Source organism: Vibrio sp. 10N.222.55.C6 (assembly GCF_041473395.1).
Classification (GTDB): domain Bacteria; phylum Pseudomonadota; class Gammaproteobacteria; order Enterobacterales; family Vibrionaceae; genus Vibrio; species Vibrio crassostreae_C.
The window spans coordinates 1-1,111 of record NZ_JBFRSD010000822.1; the positions used below are offsets into that span (position 1 = coordinate 1).

1 protein-coding gene is annotated in these 1,111 nt (G+C 44.2%); it reads right to left on the reverse strand.

All coding sequences use genetic code 11. The features are described 5' to 3' along the window. Window positions 1-69: 69 nt before the first annotated feature. On the reverse strand, window positions 70-1,111 hold a 1,042-nt coding region (locus AB4486_RS26360), incomplete at its 5' end, for an RICIN domain-containing protein (protein WP_372119713.1).

A 1,111-nucleotide genomic window follows, 5' to 3' on the forward strand; every position in this document is an offset into this window, starting at 1 on the left:
GATGTGAAACTTAAAATCGTGATGGCGAAGCGATTTTAAGCTTCACTGAAATTAGATATGGATTAATATTTATTGGTGAGTGTCATCCCAACGAGTGACTGGTAGCAGTTTGAAGCGAGTATTGGCGTTAAAATCCTGACAGGAGTAGAGGTGCCATTGTGTTCCTGCCCCAGCCCCTTTATTGTCCATGCAGTATCCGTTACCGTCGTCACCACTAGTGTTACTGTGCCAACTAATGAATGCGCTGGTTGGTGTAATACTCCACTTTTCGCTGGTTCCTCCATCACAACTCCATAAGTGAAGGTCTTTGCCGTTCCCTGCTTTCCCTCCCTTGATATCCACGCAATATCGAGAGTTTCCTTTGGGTCTTAGCTGAGATTCAACGGTGTAAACAAACTTTTGATCCTCTGACTTTTGACACTGACTGCTGATTAGCTGAGTTCCGTTACTATATTTAGAGTCTTTGACACTTAAGCACAGCCCGGTTTGTTCGTTGTAAATCTGGAAAAAACCCGCGATTGAACGTCGTACGCCAATAAGTGGAACAGCATTACCCCAAGTCGAAATATCTTGAGGTTTAGATCTTTCTCTATTGATGAACTGCACCCCGTGGCTAACTGAAAGGTAGTTGTATTCAAATGTTTCAGGGCTAACTAGAGAGTCTCCCCAAATATGCATCATTTGCTTATTATTAGCGGCTTCATTTGCGACATTTTGGTAGTGCTTACTCTGACCCATGTTGTTACAAATAAAGCGTTGAGACTCCTCTTTTGATATCCCATTGAGTTGCCCTCCCACCTTAATATGTTCAATAGTGCTACCTTCAGGACACATGAAAGTTGATGGCACCACGCCATGTGTCTCCCATAACCAGTTCCAACCTGATCGGTAGTTTTGGTTCTTGCTCCCTATTTTTCCACCAGTGAGAACAACGATGATTTTGCCTTGAAGGTCGCGTAGTAAGGGCCAGCCAAATGTTTTAGTCAATTCACGAATGTGTTTACTGGGGTTAACTGCTCCTGCGTGTTCCGCTGCTGTTGCTGCTGGCACTAAATGCTCGTTTAAGTACGACGAGAACCGGTACTGGTGTTCGCTCAAGTAGTCACTGATC